14 protein-coding genes and 1 pseudogene are annotated in these 23,140 nt (G+C 66.6%); 9 read left to right on the forward strand and 6 right to left on the reverse strand.

All coding sequences use genetic code 11. The features are described from left to right. Nucleotides 1-189 precede the first annotated feature (189 nt). Nucleotides 190-3,378 carry a CHAT domain-containing protein gene (locus IE244_RS39655; RefSeq protein WP_191878439.1) on the reverse strand — a complete coding sequence of 1,063 codons (3,189 nt, stop codon included), beginning with the start codon at nucleotides 3,376-3,378 and terminating at the stop codon, nucleotides 190-192. Between the two features lie 1,028 nt (nucleotides 3,379-4,406). On the opposite strand from IE244_RS39655, the gene IE244_RS39660 reads away from it, so the two are divergent. After that, nucleotides 4,407-6,545, forward strand: coding sequence for a CHAT domain-containing protein (locus tag IE244_RS39660; protein WP_191878440.1), 2,139 nt, complete (start codon nucleotides 4,407-4,409; stop codon nucleotides 6,543-6,545). Nucleotides 6,546-6,975: 430 nt separating this feature from the next. Here IE244_RS39660 and IE244_RS39665 read toward each other — a convergent pair whose 3' ends face one another. Continuing rightward, nucleotides 6,976-8,016, reverse strand: coding sequence for a hypothetical protein (locus IE244_RS39665; RefSeq protein ID WP_191878441.1), 1,041 nt, complete (start codon nucleotides 8,014-8,016; stop codon nucleotides 6,976-6,978). 162 nt (nucleotides 8,017-8,178) lie between these two features. Here IE244_RS39665 and IE244_RS39670 point away from each other — a divergent pair, with 162 nt between their 5' ends. The 4 genes from IE244_RS39670 (at nucleotide 8,179) to IE244_RS39685 (ending at nucleotide 11,539) form a co-directional block, all read left to right on the forward strand. Further along, on the forward strand, nucleotides 8,179-8,442 hold the full coding sequence (locus IE244_RS39670) for a helix-turn-helix transcriptional regulator (protein ID WP_191878442.1): 264 nt from the start codon (nucleotides 8,179-8,181) through the stop codon (nucleotides 8,440-8,442). Between the two features lie 160 nt (nucleotides 8,443-8,602). Continuing rightward, nucleotides 8,603-9,490 (forward strand): DUF6083 domain-containing protein, encoded by an 888-nt coding sequence (locus IE244_RS39675; protein ID WP_191878443.1) that lies wholly within the window; start codon nucleotides 8,603-8,605, stop codon nucleotides 9,488-9,490. Nucleotides 9,491-9,817: 327 nt separating this feature from the next. After that, complete coding sequence (locus tag IE244_RS42525; protein WP_229854794.1) at nucleotides 9,818-9,976, forward strand: hypothetical protein; 159 nt, start codon at nucleotides 9,818-9,820, stop codon at nucleotides 9,974-9,976. 75 nt (nucleotides 9,977-10,051) lie between these two features. Continuing rightward, on the forward strand, nucleotides 10,052-11,539 hold the full coding sequence (locus tag IE244_RS39685; protein WP_191878444.1) for a UvrD-helicase domain-containing protein: 1,488 nt from the start codon (nucleotides 10,052-10,054) through the stop codon (nucleotides 11,537-11,539). Between the two features lie 251 nt (nucleotides 11,540-11,790). Here IE244_RS39685 and IE244_RS39690 read toward each other — a convergent pair whose 3' ends face one another. Next, on the reverse strand, nucleotides 11,791-13,788 hold the full coding sequence (locus tag IE244_RS39690) for a zinc-ribbon domain-containing protein (RefSeq protein ID WP_191878445.1): 1,998 nt from the start codon (nucleotides 13,786-13,788) through the stop codon (nucleotides 11,791-11,793). A 1,036-nt stretch (nucleotides 13,789-14,824) separates the two neighbouring features. Between IE244_RS39690 and IE244_RS39695 the strand changes: the two genes are divergently transcribed. Together IE244_RS39695 and IE244_RS39700 are read left to right on the forward strand one after the other, a co-directional pair. After that, on the forward strand, nucleotides 14,825-15,166 hold the full coding sequence (locus tag IE244_RS39695) for a hypothetical protein (RefSeq protein WP_191878446.1): 342 nt from the start codon (nucleotides 14,825-14,827) through the stop codon (nucleotides 15,164-15,166). Continuing rightward, entirely contained in the window at nucleotides 15,147-15,764 is a 618-nt protein-coding gene (locus IE244_RS39700) for an RNA polymerase sigma factor (RefSeq protein WP_191878447.1), read from the forward strand. Before IE244_RS39695 ends, IE244_RS39700 begins: the two co-directional genes overlap by 20 nt. Before the next feature lie 163 nt (nucleotides 15,765-15,927). On the opposite strand, the gene IE244_RS39705 is transcribed toward IE244_RS39700, so the two are convergent. Next, the gene (locus tag IE244_RS39705) at nucleotides 15,928-16,785 is read right to left on the reverse strand and encodes a hypothetical protein (RefSeq protein WP_191878448.1); all 858 of its coding nucleotides are present in this window, start codon (nucleotides 16,783-16,785) and stop codon (nucleotides 15,928-15,930) included. A 175-nt stretch (nucleotides 16,786-16,960) separates the two neighbouring features. On the opposite strand from IE244_RS39705, the gene IE244_RS39710 reads away from it, so the two are divergent. Next, complete coding sequence (locus IE244_RS39710; RefSeq protein ID WP_191878449.1) at nucleotides 16,961-21,283, forward strand: nSTAND1 domain-containing NTPase; 4,323 nt, start codon at nucleotides 16,961-16,963, stop codon at nucleotides 21,281-21,283. A gap of 314 nt (nucleotides 21,284-21,597) precedes the next feature. Further along, on the forward strand, nucleotides 21,598-22,215 hold the full coding sequence (locus tag IE244_RS39715; RefSeq protein ID WP_191878450.1) for a GIY-YIG nuclease family protein: 618 nt from the start codon (nucleotides 21,598-21,600) through the stop codon (nucleotides 22,213-22,215). A 101-nt stretch (nucleotides 22,216-22,316) separates the two neighbouring features. Here the strand turns inward: IE244_RS39715 and IE244_RS42530 are convergent. After that, nucleotides 22,317-22,607: pseudogene (locus tag IE244_RS42530) on the reverse strand (WhiB family transcriptional regulator); the annotation flags it as partial. Nucleotides 22,608-22,872: 265 nt separating this feature from the next. After that, nucleotides 22,873-23,088 carry an SEC-C metal-binding domain-containing protein gene (locus IE244_RS43315; RefSeq protein ID WP_191878454.1) on the reverse strand — a complete coding sequence of 72 codons (216 nt, stop codon included), beginning with the start codon at nucleotides 23,086-23,088 and terminating at the stop codon, nucleotides 22,873-22,875. Nucleotides 23,089-23,140: the final 52 nt, after the last annotated feature.

Genomic DNA, 23,140 nt, shown 5'->3' on the forward strand with positions numbered 1-23,140 from the left:
GCGTGGCCCACCTTCCTGCACATCGGTGCTGGTGGATAGCCTTGAGAAATCCTGCTGAACCACTCTATGCCGTGCCTTGCAGATTGTGCTCCCAACGCATTTGTCCTGAGCTTGGCGTCCGAGGTACAGAGGGTCGGTCGCCCGTGGCTGCTGTCGTTACCCCCAAAGTGGTCGGCGGGCGTCGCAGGATCAGGGGCCAGCGTGGACGTAGGGAGCCCACTGCAGAGGGTCGCCTGGGGCGTTTGCGCGAAGCTCGCGGACCGCGGCGTGCACGGCAAAAGCGGCTTCTCCAGCATCCGGTTCCAGGGTGTCGGTGGCGTCCAGCTCGGCGTAGATCTTGTTAGCTACCCGGGCCGACGTCTGATCCAGCACCGGCCACATCGTGGCGACGACGTGCTGATAGCCCGCAAGTTGGAACGCGGTGGCCAGGTGGACCGCCTCGTCCGGGATCGCTGCTCCGCCTCGGAAGGTGCTGCAGGCGGACAGGAAGGCGAGTGCAGAGCCGTCGGCCTGGAGCCGTGAGACGTCGACGATGGTCAAGGGAGCGCCGTGGAGGAGCAGGTGGCTGTTCGAAGGGCTCGCCATATCGCTGTACGCATGGCAGGCGAAGTGAGACCACGAGCAGTTCCGGAGTGCTGCCAGGACGCGATCGCGCGTCGCTTGTGCCGCTAGCAGGACCTCAGCTTTGGGGAAGCGGTGGGTGATGATCTGTGCTTCCTCTTCTGCTCCCGGGAGGTCGCTTTGCCCGGGGGTGTGAGGCATGGCCACGACGAGTTGACGGGTTGTGTGCTCATGTTGCTCCACGGACCAGGTGCGATCGGTCTCCAGTTCCTGGTCCTGATCTTCCTTCCGCCGGGCGTTCTGCAAGGCGTCCACGGTTGACGTGTAGGAGGAGATAGCCCGATCCAGCACTGTGGGCGGCGCGGTCTGTCTCAGGAGATCGTGGTGGCCGGCCGCGTGGAGGGGCAGGAAGTTGAGCAGCCCGGTCGGCGACCACCAGATCCGCGGCCAGGCCTGCGTAGGCACGTGCGACGCGGTCAGGCCAAGGTGCGTAAGCACCGGCTCGGCAAGTGCGTCCCACAGCCAGCCGAGCGTGCTCTCCACGCGCTCTGTTGCGTCCTTGTGCTTCTGCCGGGCAGTCTCGACCGCAGTAAGAAATTTCTCCACTTGTTCGACTACCGCTTCCGGGGTGAGGTCGGGCAGCGGCACGACCTGCACCCCCTGCGGGGTGAGAATGATGGCATCAGAGCGATACGCACTGACGTTGACGGTGATGATCGGACCTTCCTGGGCGGCAGGGAGCAGTTCATCCAGGCCCGGGGCCAGCAAGAAGCGTTGCAGCTCAGGTTCTGGCCTGTTGCGAATCTGTTGGATCAGGAGGTCCCACTGACGGGCCAGCTCATAGCGCCGATCCGCTACACCTTTCGGAAGCGATCCGAGATCATCAGTTCTGAGTGATGCAGTGTAGAGGTCGTCGTCCAGTGCTGCGCGGATCTGGTCGAACTCTGCGGCCAGCTCGGAGTCGCAATCGTGTAGTCCGGTGAGGTCACTGCGCGACTCCAGCGCCTGGGAGAGCAGAATTCCGCGCCCCTGCTCCAGCAGTTCCACGGCTTGCTCCACCCTGTCGCACTGCAGGGCAGCGGCGGCGGCATCGGAGGCAAGCCCCGGGAAACGGGTCAGTTGATGCTCTTGGTCGCTTCGCTGCAGATGACGTGCAGCCACACGTGGCAACAAGCCGACGGCTATCGCCAGCCCTTCAGCCGCTTCTTCCCAATGCCCGGCCACAGCCTCGAGACGACCCCAGTCACGGGCAGCACCTAGGCGGATGCTGGGCGGTGCAGCGATCACACCCGCCGCTTCTCGCAACACCTTTACAGCTTCCTCGCGTGCAGCATTGTTCCCAGAGCCTGCTTGCCGCTGTTGGGCGTTCAATACGCTACCGAGGTTCGCCAGGAGCTTCGCACGGTCAGGGTGTGGGGGTTTTGCGGGGGTCGCTTCCACCGCTTTCCGGGAAGCTTGAACTGCTTCCTCCAAGGCGGACACGTCTCCCGTGCACTGGTAGCGGGCTTGCTGTGCCATCCCCACACCGGACAAAACGATGCCTCGATACGGGCTGCCTTCTGGGGTTTCTTCCATCGCTTGCTTCAATACGGTGATCGCCTCGGTGAGGGGACCCGAGGCGCCAGTCTGTTCGTGCTGGGTTATCAGCGCGCCGCCCAGATTGGCCAGGATGCCAGCTCGTCGGGAATCGCCAGGCGAAACTTCGGCGACCGCCTTCCGGCTCGCGCGTAGCGCTTCCTCAATCGTCGCCTCGTCCGGTATCCGCTCGTAGCGCACTCTCAGAGCGTTGCTGAGGCCCGTCAGGAATCCCGGATTGAGAGGGGCGCCGACGGGTGTCACGGCGACGGCTTCACGCAGGGCGTCGATGGCATCGTCAAGCGTGGTGAGGTCGCCTGTTGCGTCGTATCGAACGCGCAAGGCGATGCCGAGTGCGGCCAAGTTGGCCTCATGCCCTTTGTGCCCGAGTGGAGTCTCCTTGACGGCGTCCCTGTAGAATCCCACCGCTTCCTCGAGCGTGGCGGGGTCTCCCGTGCGCTTGTACCAGAGCAGCAGGCCGCCGGCGAGACTGCCCAACGAGGACCACCGGAGGGGGTGACCGGGCCCAGTCTCGGCTAGTTCTTTTCGGCCCAGGTCGATAGCTTCCTTCAGCGCTTCTGGATCCTCCACTCGCTCGTGCCAGGCCTGCAGCGCGCTACCCAGGGCGAATCCGAAGCCGGAGCGCTCCTCAGAGGAGCTCTTCTTGACCGCTTCGCGCAGCGTGGAGATGGCCGCCTCGAGCGCCTTCACGTCGTCCGTGCGCTCGTGCCACACGTGGAGCGTTTGACCGTAGCGGGACAGGTAGCGGGCCAGTGTCGCATTGTCTGCTTCGGTTTCTTTGCCTGCCGCAACTGCCTCCCAGCCCACTCGTACGGCCTGCGAGAGCACGGTCAGATCCCCCGTGTTGGCGTGCAAGTCCGCCAACGCGGTGCACAGAGTTGACAGATATCCCGCCCGGCGGGGATCGGTGGTTACCGTGTGCTCCACCGCGCTCTGCAGCAGGCTGATGGCCTCCTCGATTGCAGCTCGGTCTTGAGTATCGGCTTCCTCCAGCAGGTCAACGGCATGGTTATGCCAGGCAGTCACCTTGTTGAGGAGCACCTTGATCTGCTCGGGAACATCATCTGGGACTGTCCGGTAGACCGGACTGAGAAGTTCAACAGCCTGCTCCAATTCCTCGGGGCCTTGGTCTTCCGGAAGGGCGAGGTACCGGTCCCAGTGCAGGAGTCCGACCGCGCGCAAGACCTCCCAGTCGGACACTGGATCGGCACGGCTGTCCATCAAGGCGTCGGCCTCAGCTAGGGCCCCAGGTTCGAGGACGGATTGCGGATCTCTCGTTGCGTCAAAGTCTCTCAACCTTTCGGTCACGGCAGCTAGCAAAGTTTCCCGCGTCATGCGCCCTTCACCCCATAAATTCTTACCTTCTCATCTGCAGCTTCACCCACTGTGGCGGCAGTCGCAGCTACGGGGAGCGCCATTGCTTTTATGCAACTTCCGCAGCCGAAAGTGGGCTCCTTAGGCTGTGCACACACCCCGTTCGCACAGCACCCTCGGAGGGTTTCGTGGCAACTGACTCCATTGACAGGTTCAGCCACCTGGGTGTGTGAGTCACCGATCACAGTTGAAAGATGCGATGGGCTAGTGCCAGTCACTGGGCTGAACGAGGACCGTCGGATTGGGTATTCCGGCGGGTTCGGGAGGCGGAAATTTGCCAGACTTTTCTACGCAACGCGGGCAGGCGAGCAGGGGCAGATCTTCATACTCTTGATGGTTGAAAACCTCGCTTGGTTCACACTCAAGGAGGTTACCGATCATATATTTGGCTTCACCGGGCGGAACCCCTAGTGCCATCAGGACGCCGGTCAGCCACTTGCCACCGCCCCGAAGACAGAGAAGCGTGTCCGTAGGTTCCCTACAGATGATGCATGTTGGCTGCATGATCACTCCAATGAACGTTTTTACCTGTTGCTCATCGGACCTACAACCAGTATGTTCCGCAGCCTTCAACTCTTCCAGTCAAGCCCACACGTGATCACATTTATTTGTTGACTCATCATCTAGTGCGGATTTGCCTCAAAGGTAGATACACTCCCAGTGGAGCATGCCTTGCAACTGCTGACTGCAGACGAGATGGCCTTATATGGCCGGTGTGGTGATCATGGCGGCGGCACATGCCTCCATCACGCCGTGCGAGCCAATCGCGACGGACAAGACCTTCCCAAACCCCTCAACCGTTGAGATCCCCCCTCCCGGTGGGCCTAGGCGCATGCGGGCGCCTGAACAGGCCATCACACGACAGGAGGCTCGTGATGGACCAGGACATTATCGATGTTGCCCGCATACTCAGACGCCACCTACCTGAACTAGTCGGCGACGAAGCCGGCACATACGACAACGAGATTAAGGACCTGCTCGCGCAAGCCAGAGACGGCATGGACGTCAGCGACGAGATCATGGCAATTCTGACGCGCCCCAAAGTGAAGGAGTGGACAAAACAGTCATTCAAGTACCACAGAACACTAAGCTTCCCTGCGACCCCGGAACCAGTTACTGCCCGACGCCCGGACCAGACCGACCGTAGAATCTACTACCCACCGGCGCCCCTGTCCGATCCGGTCCTTTCCGGTAAAGACGAACACCCCGTATTGCATGGCGAGGGCACACAACCTCGTAAAGAAGCTCGGTTTGTCAATGTATTTGTCTCCCGTCCGGGCAGGGAAGGAGCGGTACGCGAACTGGCCGTTTCAACGGACTACGAGGTCTTGTTGAACATTGGCCTGCGCCTTAATGCGAGCCTCCTGCAGGAGCAGGAGGCAGCTTGGCCTGAGGAGTTGGTGCCTGAGGGGGGCGTGTGGTTGCACGCGGCACTGTTGCTGGACGGAATGCAGCAATCCGTAACCGTCCCCCTCTTCCTGCCACCAGATGGAGAGAGCTTCTGTTGTGCCTGTGAGCCTGGCTCTGGACACAGCCGCGAGTGCGCAAGGCGAAGGTGGGTCCGCTTTGCGATCAAGGCTCCAGAGCAACCGGCCACCGTCCGGGGCGAACTAGTCATCTACTACGAGGCCGCCGCTGTCGTCGCGATCGAGTTGGAGTTGCCGGTCGCAGAGCCGGGAGCGGCGCCGAAGGCTTCGGTCGTCGGGCGCCTGAGCACAACGTTCAACGACTTGGGCAAACTGACGCGCCGCACGGCGTCCCTACTGGTGTCGTCGACATCGCAGCGGGTGGTAGTCAACAGCGTAGGCTTCCTGGACAACCCATTCGCGATCAGCGCCGGCGCCGCAGACACATCCGCTCTCAATGCCCGCGAGGCCCTCTTCGATAGCCACATCAAGGTGCGCGACGGCCAGTTGTGCTCCCTCTACGACAGCACGTTCAGCAAGACGAACGCGACCTACGAGACGGATCTGCGTCGTCTGGCTCGCGAGGGCGCCGAGTTGTATTCCCGACTGTTCAGCTCACCGAGCGGTGACCTCACTGTCGCATTCTCGCTGCCGTCCCTCTTGCGCCATGAGGCACGCTTGCGCGGTCGCCCGCCGGTACTGCAGATCGTCGATGATCGGTTCGACGAACACGCCATGCTTTGGTCGATGGTGTACGACCTGCCCGTCGGGGGCGATATTGACCGCTACCAACCGTGCCCGGCGGTGCGCGCGTACGGACCCGAAGGCACGGGCACCCACATTCCACCTGTCTGCCCCTGGGAGGACCAACACACGGATCAAGGCGACGTGCTGTGTCCATACGGGTTTTGGGGTTTGTCGTGCATCGTGGAACAGCCCCCGACAGTCCACCGTGATCTAGAGACGACGGTCTTGAGGGACCCGAAGGAGGTCGCAGTCCTGGCCGCAGTCGGCGGATCGCTGGACGAGCACCTCGCCACTGCCCACTTGGACCGATTGCGCGCCGGTCCACCCACCTGTGGCCTTTCCATCGCCACAGGTACGAGAGTGGCTGGTGCACTCGGGCCGGAAGCCATGGACATCGTGTACTTCTACTGTCACTGCGGATACGACGTACGCAGTGACACGGCCGCCGCTGACCGCTACCTCGACCTGGGAGAGGTCAGAATGCAGCCGTTGGACATCACCAATTGGGCGAGGACAGAGTGGGATGACCCCCACTGGCCGCGGCGCCGCCCCTTGGTCATCCTCAACGGCTGTCACACCGCCGAAACCACCAGCGGAACACTGAACAGCTTTGTGCCCGCCTTCACAACATGGGCAGGCGCATCTGGCGTGCTAGGCACCGAGGTAACGCTCGAGCAGGGCCTGGCCGGTTGGGCGATGGAGGAACTGCTCACCCGACTGCTGAGTGGCGCCTCCATCGGAGAAGCCCTGCACGGGACCCGATGGGCCATGCTGCGCCGGGGAAACGTCATGGGCCTGGCGTACACCGCCTACTGTCTCGCCAATCTCACCCTGCGACCGCCGAAGACCAGTCAGGAGTAGCTATGGGTAGCTCACAGAGTGTCATGTCTGTCGGTGCCTGCTGCTTCGGCATCGCAATCGGCTACATCACCTATCGCACTCTGGTCCGCGCCGGAAGATCGGCTGTCTCCGACCTGGCTACGGTGGTTACCGCTGTCGGCGGCGGGGCTGTGACTGGCATGTTTGACCCTCAGCAGGGAGACGTGTTCGGCTGGTACTCCATCGGATTGCTCGTAGGTCTGGCCGTGTTCTTCCTGCTCTTCTTTGCCATGAATGGGAAGGCAGCCACGGCCGTCTTCATGGGCGCCCCAGACGCCGACCGGCCCCAGAGAGACGAACCTCCGAAAACCACCGGGTCAGACGTACGTCCGCGCCGCTAACCGGAGATGCGCAACTCGCCGTTGCCGAGGCAGGTGTGGCGGCGAATGTGAGGGTCAGAGCATCTGTTCACCTACCTCGTGACGGCCAGGCGCGCGGCCTGAGGATCGACCCACCGGCAGGTCCAGTGCAGGTCCCCGGACTCCGGGCAGGCCTCCCATGACCTGACCAGTCCAGTCCGGGCCAGCCGGTCGAGCATGTCGAGCAGCTCAGTGGGGTGCGTTCCGCAGGCGCGCGTCATCTGGTCGAGTTCGGTCAGGCCGGAGCCGGTTTCGGGACCGGTGTGTGCCGCAAGGTAGACGACGGCTAGTTGCAGCAGTGGCCCGATGGCCTCTGCCCCGGCCGGGGAGCCGGCGCGCAGCGCCCAGTCCGCGGCCTGCACACGGTCGGGGCGGGCTGGGGCCTGGCCGAGCACTGTGATGTCGAGCAGTTCGGCGACGACCTCGCCGGCGGAGCATGCGGGGGCGATACGCAGCCATCGCGCGTGTTCCAACTCGTGCCAAGGGTCCGGACTGTTGAGACGGAGGCTGCGCGGGATGCCCTGGGGCAGCCGGACGTGCATGGTGGCGTTCATGCGCAGGGCGCACTGCAGAGCGAGCAGGCGTGCGGCGGGCGAGACACCTGGCGGAAGTGCGGCGGCCAGGTAGTTGAGCATTTCGCGTACGCGGGTCTGTTCACCCGGGCCTCTGGCGCGCCGCTTGCGCCGCCGAGCGGTGGACGGTTGCGGCGACGTGCGGGCGGGGGTGGTGTCGGGTACGACGGCGGCCTGGGCGGTCGCGGCGGCGCAGGTACTGCAGGCGTCGGCGAGTCGCCATACTCGTCCGCCGCGTTCACAGGCGAGGAGAAGGCGGATGGGGCCGTCGCAGCCACGGTGGCGGGGGTGCCAGCGGCAGCCGCGTTCGTGGCACTGGCAGATCCTCAGGTGGGGCGGGACGAGGTCGCTGCGTGCGTGGCGTGCGAGGTGGGTGAGGGCGGCCGAGCGGGCGGAAGCCGCGGCGACCTGTCCGCCGGCGTGCGGGCATTGTGGGCAGACCAGGACGAGCCCGCCGGGGTGCGAGCGCAGTTCCACGGTCCAGGCGCGTGGCGTCGCCGGGCATGTTGTGCGCTGCCTCATGGGCGCGTGTTCCTCCCTGTGCTTGCGCGCCGGTCCCTTCAGGGGCTGTGGGCGGCCACTCACCATAGGGCAGACCTCTGCCCTCTCGCTGTGCCGCGACCTGCAGAAATAGGGCAGAGTTCTGCACTGACAGGGCAGGGGTCTGCCCCGTCGGATGGACGGGTGACGATCTTGCCGCCCGATCCCGACCTCAACGCGCTGCGCTTGGAACTCGCGCGCCTGCGGGCCGTGCGCGGATGGACCTATGACGAGCTTGCCGCCCGCAGCGGCCTGGCCAGGCGCACCCTCATCGAAATCGAGCAGGGGCGCACCATCGGCACCTTGAAGACCTGGCACGCCCTTGCCCACGCCCTGGACACCCCGCTCGACGAGCTCTTCAGCACGCTGTGCCGCGGGCACGATCTGCCCGGGCCGAGTGAAGGCTGATACCCGGTCCGAGCGGCCGCCGCGGATCACTCAAACCAGCGAGACGACCTCGAACGCACAATCGGCCTTTCGTACCCCCGTTGCATCGCGTGCGGCCGGGTAGGTGACCTGGCGGCAGCGCTGCCGTGGATGCCGCGTGTTGGCTGGCAGGTTCGCGCGCATGCGCTCCACACCTCCCGCCTCCCGCCACTGGGACGGCAGCCCGGTCCTCGCCCACCGCGTGCGCCGCTCCCTACAGGTCTGCCCCGACGGCGTCAGCCGACTGCTGCGCTGCGGCCAAAGCGGCCGGTACCGCGACTGCGGCAACCGGATCGAGTGGTACCACCGCAGCACTGAGCGGGCCGTCCGTCTCCATCCCCAAGAACTGCCAGCCACCCGGGTGCCCGCCGTGTGCCGCTGGCACGTAAGCTCCGGCGTGGCCCACCCGGCCGGAGACGGCAGCAGCTGGTGCCGTCTGCCGCACGCCGTCGTCTGCCCCACCCGGGACACGCCCCCCACTCCCCCCGAACTCGCCGGACTGCGCCGGTCTCTGGCCGTGGACACCCGCCGTCTGATCGACGCCGGCGTCTTCACCCCTCCCCCGGCTTCGCCGGACGGCCCGGCATCCCAGCAGGCCGTCTGCCGACCGGCCCGGCCCAGCGTGCAGCTGCTGTATCTCCGCTACCTCGCCTCCCAGCCGGTGGAGGAGATCCAGTGCGTAGCGCAGACCCGGCGCCGCGATCGCTGCACCAGCCCGCTATTCACCCCCGGCGCTCCGGCCTGCGCCTGGGCGCTGGTCCCGGCCACCGCATCAAGCGGTCAACTGGCCCTGCCCGCTGAGGTCATGGCGGTCTACGACCTCAACCTTGTCCCCTACGCCGAGCAGCTGCGCTGGCGCGCGCAGCGCTGTCCGCAGCACGCCGCCGCACCTACGGCCGCCGACCTGGCGGTGGCCGACTGGGAGCCCTTCGACCCGCTGCGCCACCACGAGCACATCCACACCCGCCTGCCCGCCACTACCCGACGCCCCCGGTCTGCGGACCGCGCACGGCACACTGCCCGGCCGTGACGTCGCACCACGCCGTCGAGATCCTTTTGACCCGGCCCGCCGCTCCCGGCGAACTCCGCCAGGCGCGCTGCGGTGTATGCCTGGCCGCGAGTGCGGACCGCACCCGGCTGATGGCGGTCTGCAGCGCCCGCAGGTCCGGTGGCGCCCTGCAGGTGCTGCGGCGCCGGCTGGACACGCGCCTGCCGGTCGAGGTCCTGACCACGCACTACCCCGACCGGCACGGCCAGGTCCTGCTCAACGTCGCCCTGGACCACTCCGCCGAGGGGGCCCTGCGCCAGGCTGCGGCCGTCCTGGGGCAGCGTCCCCAGGAGGCTGCTGCGGCGGCGGGTGACCGCGACCCAGGCCTGGGACGAGCAGGAACGCGCCCGGCGCCTGGAGGTCCGGCTCGAGAGTCTGCTCGCCAACCACCAGCCCGAAGAAGTCCTGGCCTGCATGGCCGGCCTCCTGCACAGCCGCCGGCACCATCCCGCCCGCACAGCGCCGTAACCCCGTCTGCCGTGTCGCTCCCGACGCGGCGGCTGCAGGCGCCCCTGATCCTCTTCATCTTCCGCGGAGCCCTTGTTGCACACGCCCACCGACGAACAGGCCCACGCCGTCGACGCCTTCCGGGCCGGTCACCATCTCGTCCTGCAGGCCGGCGCCGGGACGGGAAAGACCAGCACGCTCACCCTGCTCGCCGCCAGCACCCTCAGCCGCGGCCGCTATCTCGCCTTCAACAAGGACATCGCGCGCGACGCCGCCGCTCGCTTCCCGCGCACGGTGGTGTGCAAGACCGCCCACGCCACGGCCTACGCCGCCCTCGGCCACCGCTACACAAGCCGGCTCAACAGCCCCCGCCAGCCGGCCTGGAAGACCGGCCAGGCACTCGGCATCACCCGCCCGCTGCGCATCGGCGATCACGAGATCAGCCCCCGGACGCTCTCCCACACCGTGCTGCGCACCGTCACCCGCTACTGCCACTCCGCCGACCGCATCCTGGCCCGCCACCACGTACCGCACCTGCGCGGCCTCAACACCCCTGGCGAACGCGCCCAGCTCGCCCACGAGGTCCTGCCGTTCGCCCTCAAGGCCTGGGCCGACCTGCACAACCCCGAGACAGGTGTAGTCCGCTTCGAACACGACCACTACCTGAAGATGTGGGCCCTGACCGAGCCGACCATCGACGCCGACTTCCTCCTCCTCGACGAAGCCCAGGACACCAACCCCGTCCTCGAGGAGGTCTTCACCGCCCAGCGCCGCCATGCCCAGCTCGTCATGGCCGGCGACTCCGCCCAGGCCATCTACGGCTGGCGCGGCGCCCGGGACGTGATGACCGGCTTCGACGCCACTCCCCTCACCCTGACCCGCTCCTTCCGCTTCGGCCCTTTGATCGCCGAGGAGGCCAACCGGTGGCTCACGCTGGCCGACGCCCCCATCCGCCTGACCGGCACCGACACCATCCCCACCGAGGTCGGCAGCCTCAACCGGCCGGACGCAGTGCTGTGCCGCACCAACATCGGCGCCATGGCCGAAGTCATGCGCCTGCTCACCGCCGGCCACCGCGTCGCCCTCACCCGCGGCGGCCAGCAACTCGCCGCACTCGCCCTCGCGGCCCGCGACCTCAAGGACGGCCGCCGCACCTCCCACCCCGAACTCGTACTCTTCGCCTCCTGGGGAGAGTTGCAGGACTATGCGGCACACGACCCCGCCGGACGCGACCTCCAACCCTTCGTCGACCTCGTCGACACCCACGGCCCCGACGCCATCCTCACCGCAGTCGACCAACTCACCGACGAGACCCACGCCGACGTCACCGTCTCCACCGCCCACACCGCCAAAGGCCGCGAATGGCCCACCATCCGAATCGCCGACGACTTCCCCCCGCCCAGGGACACCGACCAGCACGACAGCCAAGGACGCCCCATCCCCGAACCCGTCAGCGACACCGACGCCCGCCTCGCCTACGTCGCCGTCACCCGCGCCCGCCACCACCTCGACCTCGGCGGCCTCTCCTGGATCAACACCCACCCCACCGCCCCGAGCTCGCCCCTGCCCACCGGACACGCCTGACATCGAAGAGCAGCCCGACCGGGACGACTGCACACGCCATTGCCCGTTCCGAATGTCCGCACGTCCCTCGCCGACTGGCTTACACGTCCGGCACCCTGAGGAGGCGGGCGGATGCCCGATCCCATGTGCTGTTGGTGACGGACCCTATGCCGCATCGACGTCTTCGAAGAAGGAGATTGTCGGCGCGAGGCAGACTTCAAGCGTTGCTACCGCAACTGAAGCAACGGTTGGTTCGGGGCGTCCACCATGTCCTACACATCCTCGTCCGGAGCCTTCGCCAGCTGGGCCAGTACAGAAGCCGCGTAGCCGAGCCAGGTGTTCCGGGGCAGACGTCCGCGCGCACCGAGTGCGATCTCCTCATCATCGGCCCATCCACGTACGACGCTCTCAGGAATGAGGCTGTCGTCGCCGAGGAAGCTCGCCATGCCGACAGCGTAGAGCTGGTAGGAAGCCAGGACTCGAGCGTCCAACGCGCCATTTGCTCTGACCTCGATCCCCGTTTTCCGCGCCCATTGGCGAGCCGCTTGGGTCAGCTCCCGATCCGCCCGGCCTCGTGGGAGGGCACGGGATGCATCTTGTTGGCATCCGCAGCTCTTGGTGTTCCCTCGAGTGACGTCGGCCTGTGGGGCCCCGGTGACGACCGTCTTGCACCTGCATTGGTAGTCCCGCAGCGATCCAGCTCGCTTCTTCGGATTGGAGTACGGGGGGCCCACCGGTGTCAGCCAGCTGTCCGCATGTGGCTCGGTGGCCTTCAGTTGCCGTGGTACGGCGGCCGCTTTCGGAGCCTTGGGCAACCTGCGGGGCTGGTATGGCATACCTAGCAGGGCCTTCTCCACATCGGCCGCCGCTGTATCCGTGCCGTGCTCCAGGTAGCTGGCGAGGCCGGGCAGCGGGTGCAGGCCGAGCTGGTGAACGCGCAGCAGGACTGCGGCGGCTACCTTCCACGCACTCCAGCCTGAGCCGACAACGACATCGTGAGGTCCAACCGGGTCAAGGTCTTCGCGGACCCGGATCACCGTCTGGCCAGCGGCGGCCAGACGCTCGGTCTTCAGGCGATCGTCGGCTGTGCGGTCGCGCCAGGACTCAGGTCCATGGGTCTTCCAGCCGTCGAACTCCACAACGAGTTGCAACGCCTCTTCCCACATGTCGACCCGCACGCCGCGGTACCGCTTGCCGGGCGCCGGGTCGAGTGGAATCGGCGCCTCGAGCTCCAAGGCGGGCAGGTGGGTACGCAGCTCGTGGTAGAGCGCCAGCGCCTTGGCGGAGACGTTCTTGCTGCACTTCAAACAGCCGGACCGCAGCGCCTTCGCGGTTCGGCGGTTGGGCGGTGCTGGCCAGTCCTCATGCTCCCCTTGTGAGGACGTACAGCGCCACGTCACCTCGATCTTGGACCCGACGGTTGTGTTGTGCGCGTTCCGGCCTACCGGGCCATGCACCCATTGCTCCGCGAGCTCCGGATACCACGCAGCCAGGCTGTTGGAGGCGTCGGCTTGGTCGGAATTGCAGACCGGGCAGCCGTTGATCCCAGCCGCTTTCCCGTTCCTGCTCCGCCGGCCGGTGCGGCTCTTGGTGGTCTGCTTCCAAACGTGGGTCGCCCAGTACCACTCACCGGTGCTGGGTCGAACGGCAGGAACCTGGTGCCACCAGGTCACCGGCTTGTTGCTGCCGTAGCTGATCTCCTCTGGCGCACCAGAGTCGGGGTGAAGCTCGGCGGCCAGCGCGGAAATGGCCGCCACGGACCGCTCGAGGGCAGGTCGCTCTCCTGGCCGCGGCGCCGCGCCGGAACACTTCGGGCACATGCTGGGCCGGTCGGTGCGGCTGCGGTCCTTCGGCGGAGCCATCCACGAGCCGTGTCCCGGTTCCACAGTGCAGCGCCATCTTCTGTCGGTCGCATCCCGCACGCCCACGCGCGCGGCATCCACCGTGTCCGCCCACTGGTTCTTCAGCACCATGACGTCGGCCACCGACAGCTCGCGCAGATCAGGGGCAGCCTGCATGACACTCAGGACGTTGTCCCGGAGCTCCCGGTTGGCAGCGTTCTGCTTCTCGATCTTCGCGCGTACCTGTTCCAGCGAAGCGGCAACCTCAGCACGCCACTGCTGCGTGAGCTCCTGCCAGAACTTCTTCTGACGCTCGTACTGATCTGCGCGGCACAGACCGACGAGCGGCTCCGGAAGAACAAGCGCCCCCGTGCGTGGCGGCTCAACAGCTGAAGTAGCCCTGGCTTTCGGCGAGGAGGCAGCGGTCATGCGCCGATGATGGCGTACAGCACTGACACCCCGCTGGATGCGACAGCAGGCATCGCCGGGGACTGAGCCGCCTACGCAGCCGACATCGCCACCGCCATCAACCGTCTCCTCGCCGGCACCCCACGCCGGCCCAATGGGCGACTGAACGTCTCCCAGCTGGCCATCGAGGCAGACGTTAAGCGCTGGCACCAAACCCACCAGCACACCGATCTAAAGGACCGCTCCAAGCCGAGGTCGCACAGGCAGAGGCCAGCGGACCAAGGCAGCCCAGAGCGCTGACGCCTACGTACGCACTTAAGCGCGAGCACGCTGAGCTCTCGCCCGCCGCCCCCTGGAGCGCCGCACGGAGATCTACACGACAGCGCTCAATCAGCTGACACTGGAGCACGCCGCCCTCAGAGTGCGATGCAGACGCAGCCAAGATCAGGACGCTGCCCGGGCGGCGCCAGCCCCTACCCTGATGCTGTGGCTCGCCAGCCTCTGCCAAGCCTGCACCGATTCCGCCGAATCACAGCAGCCTCAGAGTAACGGTGAACCAGGAAAATAGCAGGTCAGAGGCATGCTTCTTAGCTGCAGCGGGCTCTCACTGACCACATCCTCGGATGAGGTTGGGCTCTGCTCAGAAACCTCTATCCTGTTCGGCCTGCGGGCATCTTCGCTGGTCAGAGAGACTCTGCTTGGCCAGTAGTGCAGCTTCTTCGAAGTTTCCACGGTTCCGAGTAAACGGAGCAGCTCGCAAGCACGTTAGAAGAGCGACGAACTTGCACTTCCCGTGTCTGTCGTCAGGTCTGGCTGCCGATGGCTCACGACGAGGGGTGATCGGCGGCCAGACCCTTAACTGGAGATCGTTGCCGCATAGCAGACGAGATCCCATCCCGTCTGCTCTTTCCGCTGCCCTCCACCCGAAAGGGTAGCTATGCCCGTTCTGGCTGGAAATCCGGCGCGTCCTACTTCCACTCTCTTCCCGTCCCCGGTCAACCGTCGTCGCGGCCCGGGGGGAACAAGAACAAGATCAACGACAGACACGGGAAAGCACATGCAGATCATCAAGCCTCCTTGGTGGGGGCTGGGGCCGCAGGCGCGATATGCGCTGCTGGCCCTCTCGCTGGGCGGGTGCGTTCTGGTCCAGCAGGCTGCTCCGGCGTGGAGCTCGGCCGCGGTGAAGACCCAGCTGGCGATCATCAGCTCCGCACTGATCCACGTCCTCTGGCTGATCATCCAGCGGTGCTGGACGGCCCTGCGGCTGCGCTGGGTGTCCCTGCAGCAGTTCTGGTCGGACCTCCGGCAACTGGCCGCCCGAGCACGCGACCCCCAGCATGAGCGGCCCGAGACCCTGCGGGGGACCAACGGCACTCCGGATGACAGCGGCTCGTTTTAAGGACGGACAGCGGGGCGAGGTCGGCGGCGGTGAGGACACCTCCCCGGCCTCGCCGGCGTGTTTCGAGGCGTTCGCGCGAAGCGCCATTCCCGCACTCATACGGGTGGCGCGGCAATACGTCCCTGATCACACCGCTGAAGACGTCGCGCAGGCCGCTCTGGAGGTGGTCCTCCGAAAATGGGACCGGGTGCTGACGATGGACAACCCCATGGGCTACGCCATGACAGTCGCGAAGCACCGGTCAATCGACCTATGGCGAAAGCAACGGCGAGAGTTCCCTGTCGACAGCGAACTGCTCGCGCCGCTCCTTGAGCAACAGTCAGACGCAGCAGCGAACGACGACGCCGATGCCCGCATGGAACTGCTGGCCCTAGTGACGGCAATGTCAGGGCGAGCGGGAGAGGTCTTGCGCCTGAGTCTCGCCGGCTTTACGAACCAGGAGATCGCTGAGCTCCTCGGCATTTCACAGAGCACGGTCAGAGTGCTGATGCATCGCGCTCGGCTCCACATCGTGGCCTCCCTGACCCCCGCAGCTCGGACCAGAGAACCCGTCCCTCCGCCGACGAGGCGACACCCTTCAAAGCGACGGGCCTCATGACGACCCGATGCAACATCCCTGTTGCTTGGCTAGCCAGGGGTCCGAATACCTTGAACAGAACAGAGGCTCAGCATGAGACTGCAGCATCCACGGAACCCCTGGCAGACGGTCGCGCGATGGTCTCGCCGCGATGCCCTGTGGAGGGCTGCGGGCGGCGACTGGCTTACGAGGCGCTGCTTTCGACGATGAGGTCGGCGAGCGGCTGCTTCTCGAGGTAGCGCACGGCAGTATGCGGATCGGTGATGCCGTTGCGGACGAGTTCGTCACGGACGGCCGGAGCGACGGCCCCCAGTCCGCTCTGGGCGACCAGGTCACCGGCGGCGTGGAGGTTCAGCCAGTCGATGCCGTCGGGCAGTGCAAGGGCGCCGTCCTGGCCCAGCGAATGACGGATGGTGGGCCAGGCCAGGGGGGATCCGCAGGTGACGAGTGCGGTCAGGCCGTCAGGGCCGGGGCCGGTGTCCTCGCGGGTGAGCATGTCGAAGGCGATGACGCTGCCCAGGGAGTGTGCAATGACCAAGCGGGGCCCGGGGCGGTGCAGTTCGGTGCGGACCTCGGCGCGGATGCGCTCACCGATGTCGTGGTGCAGGTAGCGGTAGACCTGACGGACGAAGACCAGCAGGCGCCGCCCCATGTCACGGCCGATCTTGTGGTCGACGGCGACCAGGGCCTGGGCGACGGGTCGGGGGATATAGGGGATGCCCGGGCCGAGGGTTTCGGTCTGGAGCTGCTCGGGATCGAGGCCGGGTGGGGCGTACAGGGCGAGAGTGTCGAGGACGAACGCCTCTTCCTGGTCGGTGAAGGGGTCGGTGTCATCGACGAGCGGGGTGGCGTCCTGTGCGCCCAGGCGTTTGCTCGGGGTGCGGAAGAGGTTGCCGTAGTAGGCCACCGTCAGCGGGGGGATGGGGCAGGCGGGCCCGTGGTGGGTGCGCAGGCCCTTGGTCAGGGCGCCGGCCCACTCAGCCGAGAGTTTCACGGCGTTGGTGTTGCCCTGCCAGATGCCGTGGATACCGACGATGTGCACGCTGATCCTTCCCCCTGGGCCTGCGCCCCGCAGGATGCGGGGCTGGTGGCTGCCGGGATCCTATCCGGCCGTGTCGCGGCCGCGGTCTGGCTGGGGTGGTTAGAGTTCTGGGCAACGTGTGCGTGAGGGGGCGTAGTTGAACGGGGTGACGCCGTGGCCTCGGCGGCTGGTGGTCGTGGCGGTCGACGAGTACTTCACCGAGGATGAGGCCTTCACCGCGGGGATCCAGCAGCAGGTGGAGACAATCACCGGCTGGCTGGCCGACCCCGCGATGGAGGCAGAGCGGCGGTTCGAGGTCGCACAGCCCAAGGAGCTGACGCAGCCGGAGGACTTGCGGCTGTTTTTGACCGAGCAGGAACTCGCGCAGGCGCAGTGGGACCAGGCGCTGGTCGTCTACATCACCGGGCACGGCCTGCGCGGCCAGACCCGGCGCCATTACCTGACCTTCGGCCACACCTCCCCCGACCGGCTGCTGGGCACCGCGTTTCCCACCAGCGAACTGATCACGCAGGTCATGGACAGCGAGGCGGAGCACGTGCTGGTGCTCGTCGACTCGTGCTTCGCCGGCAGCCTCAAAAGCGAACTGGGCTTGCTGTTTGAGGAGTTGTGCACGCAGCGGCGCGACCTGAAGACCCTCGCTGTGATCACCAGCGGTAATTTCGAGCAGGAGCCCCGCCAGGGCGAGTTCACGCAGCTGCTGAATCTTGCGCTGGACAAGGCCAGGGATGAGTCGGCCGGCTTCACTGCGCCCCATCTGTCGTTCGAGGAATGGGAGAAGCTCCTCAACACGGTCGGGGATGAAAACCCCGGCCTGCTGCGGGCGCTGTGGGTGTGGCCGGACTCGCGCCGCCATGAGCCGAGCCTGTGCCTGCCCAACCCGCACTATCAGCCGCGGGAACAGGTCGTGGAGGCGTCCCGGCAGCCGGTGTCGCTGTCGGCATCCACTCTGGAGCAGTACTGGCTGGCCCGTGCCTCGGGCCGTACCGATGACGATGATCCGGGCTGGTATTTCAGCGGTCGCCAGACGCTGATGCAGGCCCTGGTGGAGTTCGTCCACACAGGGGCTGGGGTGCTGGCGGTGACCGGGGCGGCCGGCTCGGGCAAGTCGGCACTGCTGGCCCGGCTGGTCACGCTGAGCGATCCGCTGTTCATCTCCCGGTTCGCGGACATGGTCGAGACGGTCCCCGCACCCCTGCGGCCGCGGCCGCGTGCGGTGGACGCGGCCGTGCTGGCGCGGGGAAAGTCGTCCCTGGCGTTGATCGAGGATCTTCTGGCTGCCCTCGGCACCGAAGGCGCTGGTGACGAACTCCCTCTGCAGGCACTGCTGGACCAGGTTGCCGCTGCCTGCGCCGATGCGCCGGAGCCGGTAACCCTCGTGGTCGACGGACTGGATGAGGCGCAGGAGCCCACCGCGTGCCTGTCCGACGTGATCGCCCCGCTGGCCCGGCTGCGTGCCGCGAACGGGGAGCCGGCGGTGCGGTTGGTGCTGGGGATGCGTAGTTCGGCCCAGGACGACGGGGACGGCACGCTGCAGGATGCGGCCGCCGACCAGTTGCTGGGGTTCCTGCACACCGTGTTGCAAGCGGGGCTGGGCGAGAGCTGCGTGCCGCTGGACCTGCTGCGCACGGACGGGCGGCAGACCGCCGCCGACATCACCGCCTATGTGGAGATGGTGCTGCAGGCGGCTGAGGACAGCCCGTATGCCGGCCACGGCGCGGCGGCAGCCGAGGTGGCGGCGGTGATCGCGCAGGCCGTGAAGCCGTCGTTCCTCGATGCTCGGTTGGCCGCCGCTCAGCTGAGGTCCGCAATCGGTCGGCAGGACGTACACGATCCCTTCTGGCGCGGCCGGTTGCAGGCCGGAACGACGGCACTGCTCAGCAACGACCTGCGGCAAGTGGCCAGGGACCAGGACATCAGCCTTGGGCTGCTGCTGGCGGTACTGCGTGCCACCGCGTTCGCCCAGGGCGCGGGGCTGCCGTGGGCGGAGGTATGGCCGGCGGTGGCGGCTGCGGTCATCGGCCCGGATGCACCGTCCGCCGGGGAAATCGATGCGGTGATCCGCATGGTGCGCCACAGCCGCCTCGTCGGTTACCTCGCCGTTGGCGAGGAGGACGGCCGGGTCACCTACCGGCCCGCCCACCAGCGGGTGGTGGAGGTGCTCCTCTCCGAACCCGAATCACTTCTCACGATTGAACCCCATGGAGGCGCAGCTATCTTGGATGCGCCTGCAGGAGGTGCCTTGCGGTCACCGGAGGAGGTCCATCGAGCGATCGCCGGGGCATGCGCCCAACTCGCCCGCGCGGCCGATCCCCTGGCGCCGCACCCCTATGTCCGGCGTCACACCGCAGCCCACGCCCAAGCCGGTCACGCGCTCGACGACGCGATCATGCCGCTGTCCCTCGCCGCCCGGGAGACCTCCGGAACACTGCGCACCCGGCTGGGACTCCCACTCCCCGTGGACGATCCGTCCCGTCGTGTTCTGACCGCAGCGGGGCTCATCGAGCCGTACGTAGACGACTCTACGGACGTGGCCTCGCGCGCGGCCAGCATCCGCTTCCAGCTCGCCGCGCTCACCCGCCATGGGCTCTCCGACGGTGCTCGCGTGCCCCAGCCACCCGAGACGTGGGAGGAAGCCCCGGCGCTGACTGCGACGGCCGTCCTCTGGAGGCCAGGCGGCAATGTCGTGGGATTCCCCGCAGGACACGTGCACACACTGTGCACGTGGAACACCCGGGACGAGCGCGGGCTGATCGCGGCCGGCACCCGGCACGGCATCGACATTTGGGACAGCAGCGGGCAGCGACTGGTGCAGATCAGCTGCCCCAGCGTCTGGGATTTGACCGTTCTGGCCGGGAATAGCGGCCGGGCCTTCCTCGCTGCTGCCACTTCGCAAGGTGCAGGCATCTTCGACCCTGTCTCAGGACAGCGGCTGGCCTGGCTGCCCCTGGCGCAGGCCCGCGAAGTACACGTGCTGCGACAGGGGTTCGACCGCTGGCTGCTGGCCATTGCCACCTCGCGCGAGATGCTGGCCTGGGCCCCGTCGGAGCAGACACACGAGCGTATTCGCCTGCCCGAAGACCGGCTCGTCTTCACGGGAGGTGCCTGGGTGCGGGACGCGGCTGGGGAAAGCTGGAGACTGTTCAGGCGGCTCAAGGGCGCCCCGCTCCTATTCAACCCACGCACCCGGCAGGCCCGGCCCGTCGCGCTCAAGCCCACAACCGTGCGTTCGCTGGCAGCCGTTGCCGGCCCAGAGGGGGGTGGTGACGTTCTTGCCGTGGTCCGCAAAACCCAGGCAGTCGATCTACTCGATCCCTTCGGCGGCAGGCTGATCTCCAGCGGGTTTTCCCCAGGAGGCAAGGTGCTGCAGGTCCCGGTTCCCGGTGGCCGGAGCCTCCTCGGAGTCTGGGACGGCGCAATGATCACCGTGTGGGATGCCTCGGGCCCACGGCCTCGGCAGGTATCGCAATTTCTCTCCCGCGCCGGATCTCGGGCGGCGGGCGTGCGCGTGCAGGGCGATTCCGTGGCGTTGGTCGCCAGCAGCGACGAAGGCATCCTCCTGCACCAGGTTGAGCCCACCTCCACGCGCCCGGACGTTTTCGGAGTTACGGTGACCACGCCCGGCATGGCGATCGCGCAGGCGGCTGACGGCCGTCAGCTGGTGGCCGTTTCCACGCTCATGGACCTCACGCTCCTGGATCCGGTCAGTCATCAGCCGCTGTACCGTCTGGGAACACAAGGTCCTCTTGGCGTCTTGGAGGTCGTCCCCGGCCAGGGCGACATCCCCGCCCTCGTCTTCAGCCAGCGTGGCCGTATCTGCCGGTGGGAACCGCAGTTCGACACCGTCCAGCACATCGCGGTCGCGGACAACTCCCGCTACCACGCCAGTGTCACCGTGCGACTTCCCAATGGACAAACCTGTCTGGTCCTGGCCCACTCCCGGGGGATCAACGCGCTCGCCCTGCAGTCGAAGCAGATCACCGCGCTGTCGACGAGCACTCCCGTCACACACCTGCTGATGCTGCCCTCTCCCCCAGGTCAATGCCTCGTGGCAGGTCTGGGGCGAGGGAAAGTCACCGTGTGGGACGTTGTCACCGGGAAGATCATGCAGGAAGTTCCTCTGATGGCGCCGACTGCCGTCGTGCGTGCCGTCTGCCTGCTTCCCCTGCCTTCCACTCCGACAGCGGTGGCCATCGCCACCTCCGGACGAGTGTCTGTGTGGGACTCGGGCAGCTGGGAGTGTCTGCATGAGTTCGAGGTTCCATCGACGTACGCCATGGTTCCCCTCTCACGGGACAACGGTGCGAGTCTGCTGGTCACCGCGACCGCAACTGGCTTGCGCCTGTGGGAACCCGATACGGGACGACTTGCCCGCTCCCTCATCACAGCAGCACCGGTCACCAGCGTGGTGCACACCACCACGGCCGGCCACCGACTGCACATCGGCGGTCCCGCAGGACTGGCTGCCCTGACATGGTCGCCCAACGCACAATTCGATTGACGCACCCAACGATCACCGGAGCCTCGCGCCATAGCCCATCAGACACCGCCATGCCGCACAGGCATCCAACGCAGACAGTTGGAACGAGTGCGCCGCGGTCGATGAACTGGGACATCGCCTGGCGGACGGCCCTGGTTCGTACAGACACGGCGTTGGCGTTGAAAGCCAGGTAGCGGATTCCAGGCCGGGCGCTGGCGGGGCCGCCTCAGGCCGTCACGAGCGCCGTTCAACGGCGCCACGACCATCGGTGTCAGTGGCATCGACGACTATGGCCCCACCCGGCACCACACCGCCCCTGGTCTGAGAGGACTCCCGTGGCTCAATCCTTCACCGTGCACCTGGACTTCGGCAGCCACCGCATCGAAAACGTCGCCTTGCACTGGGGACTTGGACCGGGCAGGGATACGCGAAGAGACGCTCCCAGCTCGGGCACTGACATCGAGGTCCCGGCCGTGGTTGAGCTCCTCGATCGGATTGCTGCTGGAGCGATCACTGCCGAGCAGGCCCGAGACAAGCTGAACCATCTGGCGGTCGCGATCAAGGAGCGGATGGATCGCGAGTATGAGGAAATGATCGAGCTGATGGAGCAGCCCCTGCCTCGTTCAGTGCGCCAAGAGGTTCGCTTCGATGACCGGTGGGTGTATGCCGTGTCGACCGACGCCATCCCCGACTCAATCAAGATCGGCGTTGCGAAGGACATAGCGCAGCGGATCAAGTCGTTGCAGTCAGGCTCCGCTACCACACTGGAACTTCGCTGGAGCGCTCGCGGCGGGTTCCCTCTCGAGCGCTACCTGCATGAGCAATTCGATGCCAGGCGCACTCACGGGGAGTGGTTCGACTTCCAGGGCCGCCCCGACCCCGTCCAAGAGATCAACGAGACCGCTCACGTCTTTCTCCAGCGGTACGCCGAGAGAGGGCCCACACACCTGTAAGGGTTGTGAACAAATGGCCCAGCCGCGGTGGTCGCCGCCGCCAACTGTCGCCATCCGGTTGTGGTCTTGGCCGTGAGCCGCTGCACCCGGACGCCGTGCCGTCCGGCTCCACGACGGCTGGCGCCGTGCTCCACACGGGCCGTTTCCAGCAGGCGCCGCCAGGAAGTGACCGTCGGCCGGCGCCGCAGCAGAGCCCGGCGCTCTCGCTCGGTCATGCCTCCCCACACACCGAATTCAATGCGCTGGTCCAGGGCGTAGGAGAGGCACTCGGTCCGGACGTTGCAGCCGCTGCACAGCGCTTTGGCGCGGTTTTGTGCGGCGCCTTCGACGAACAGGGCGTCGGGGTCAGCCGTCCTGCACAGCCCTTGCTCACTCCGGTCCGTCTCCGCCATCCCGTGATGCCGTCCTCTCGCCTGTTCTGCCCTGTGAGTTGCCCACTGCACAGGTCAAAAGGCATATGACACTACGTTGTTGAGGCAACCATTCCAGCATCTACCTCACGGCGTCACACCTTCGGGTGAGCGGTGATTGCTTCCTGCGCGCGGTGGCGCTACGAGATGCCCTGAAGGCGGCGCCACCAGGAGGACATCACCCGAAGCCTGGCAGGCGTCATGATCACAGGCCCTTTCGTGTCCATTCCACGGACCTGGACCGAGGCTAGCTCTGTGGCCTGGCTTCCTGTTGCTCAGCGGTCGGTGAGGGCGGGGTGCTCGGTTGACCCCATCGGTGCACGCACCGCTTGTACTTGCGGCCGCTGCCGCACGGGCAGGTGTCACTGCGCTGGGGTGACCGGTCGCTGCCGCCGGCGTAGGAGAGGCGGTTAAGACGTCGTTTCTTATGGCGTGATCGTTCGTTGAACCGTGCATGACGGATCTGGTTGAGCGGTTGGTGCCGGACGAGTTATGGGTGCTGTTCCGGCAGGTGG

Source organism: Streptomyces filipinensis, from assembly GCF_014649495.1.
GTDB classification, from domain to species: Bacteria; Actinomycetota; Actinomycetes; order Streptomycetales; family Streptomycetaceae; genus Streptomyces; species Streptomyces filipinensis.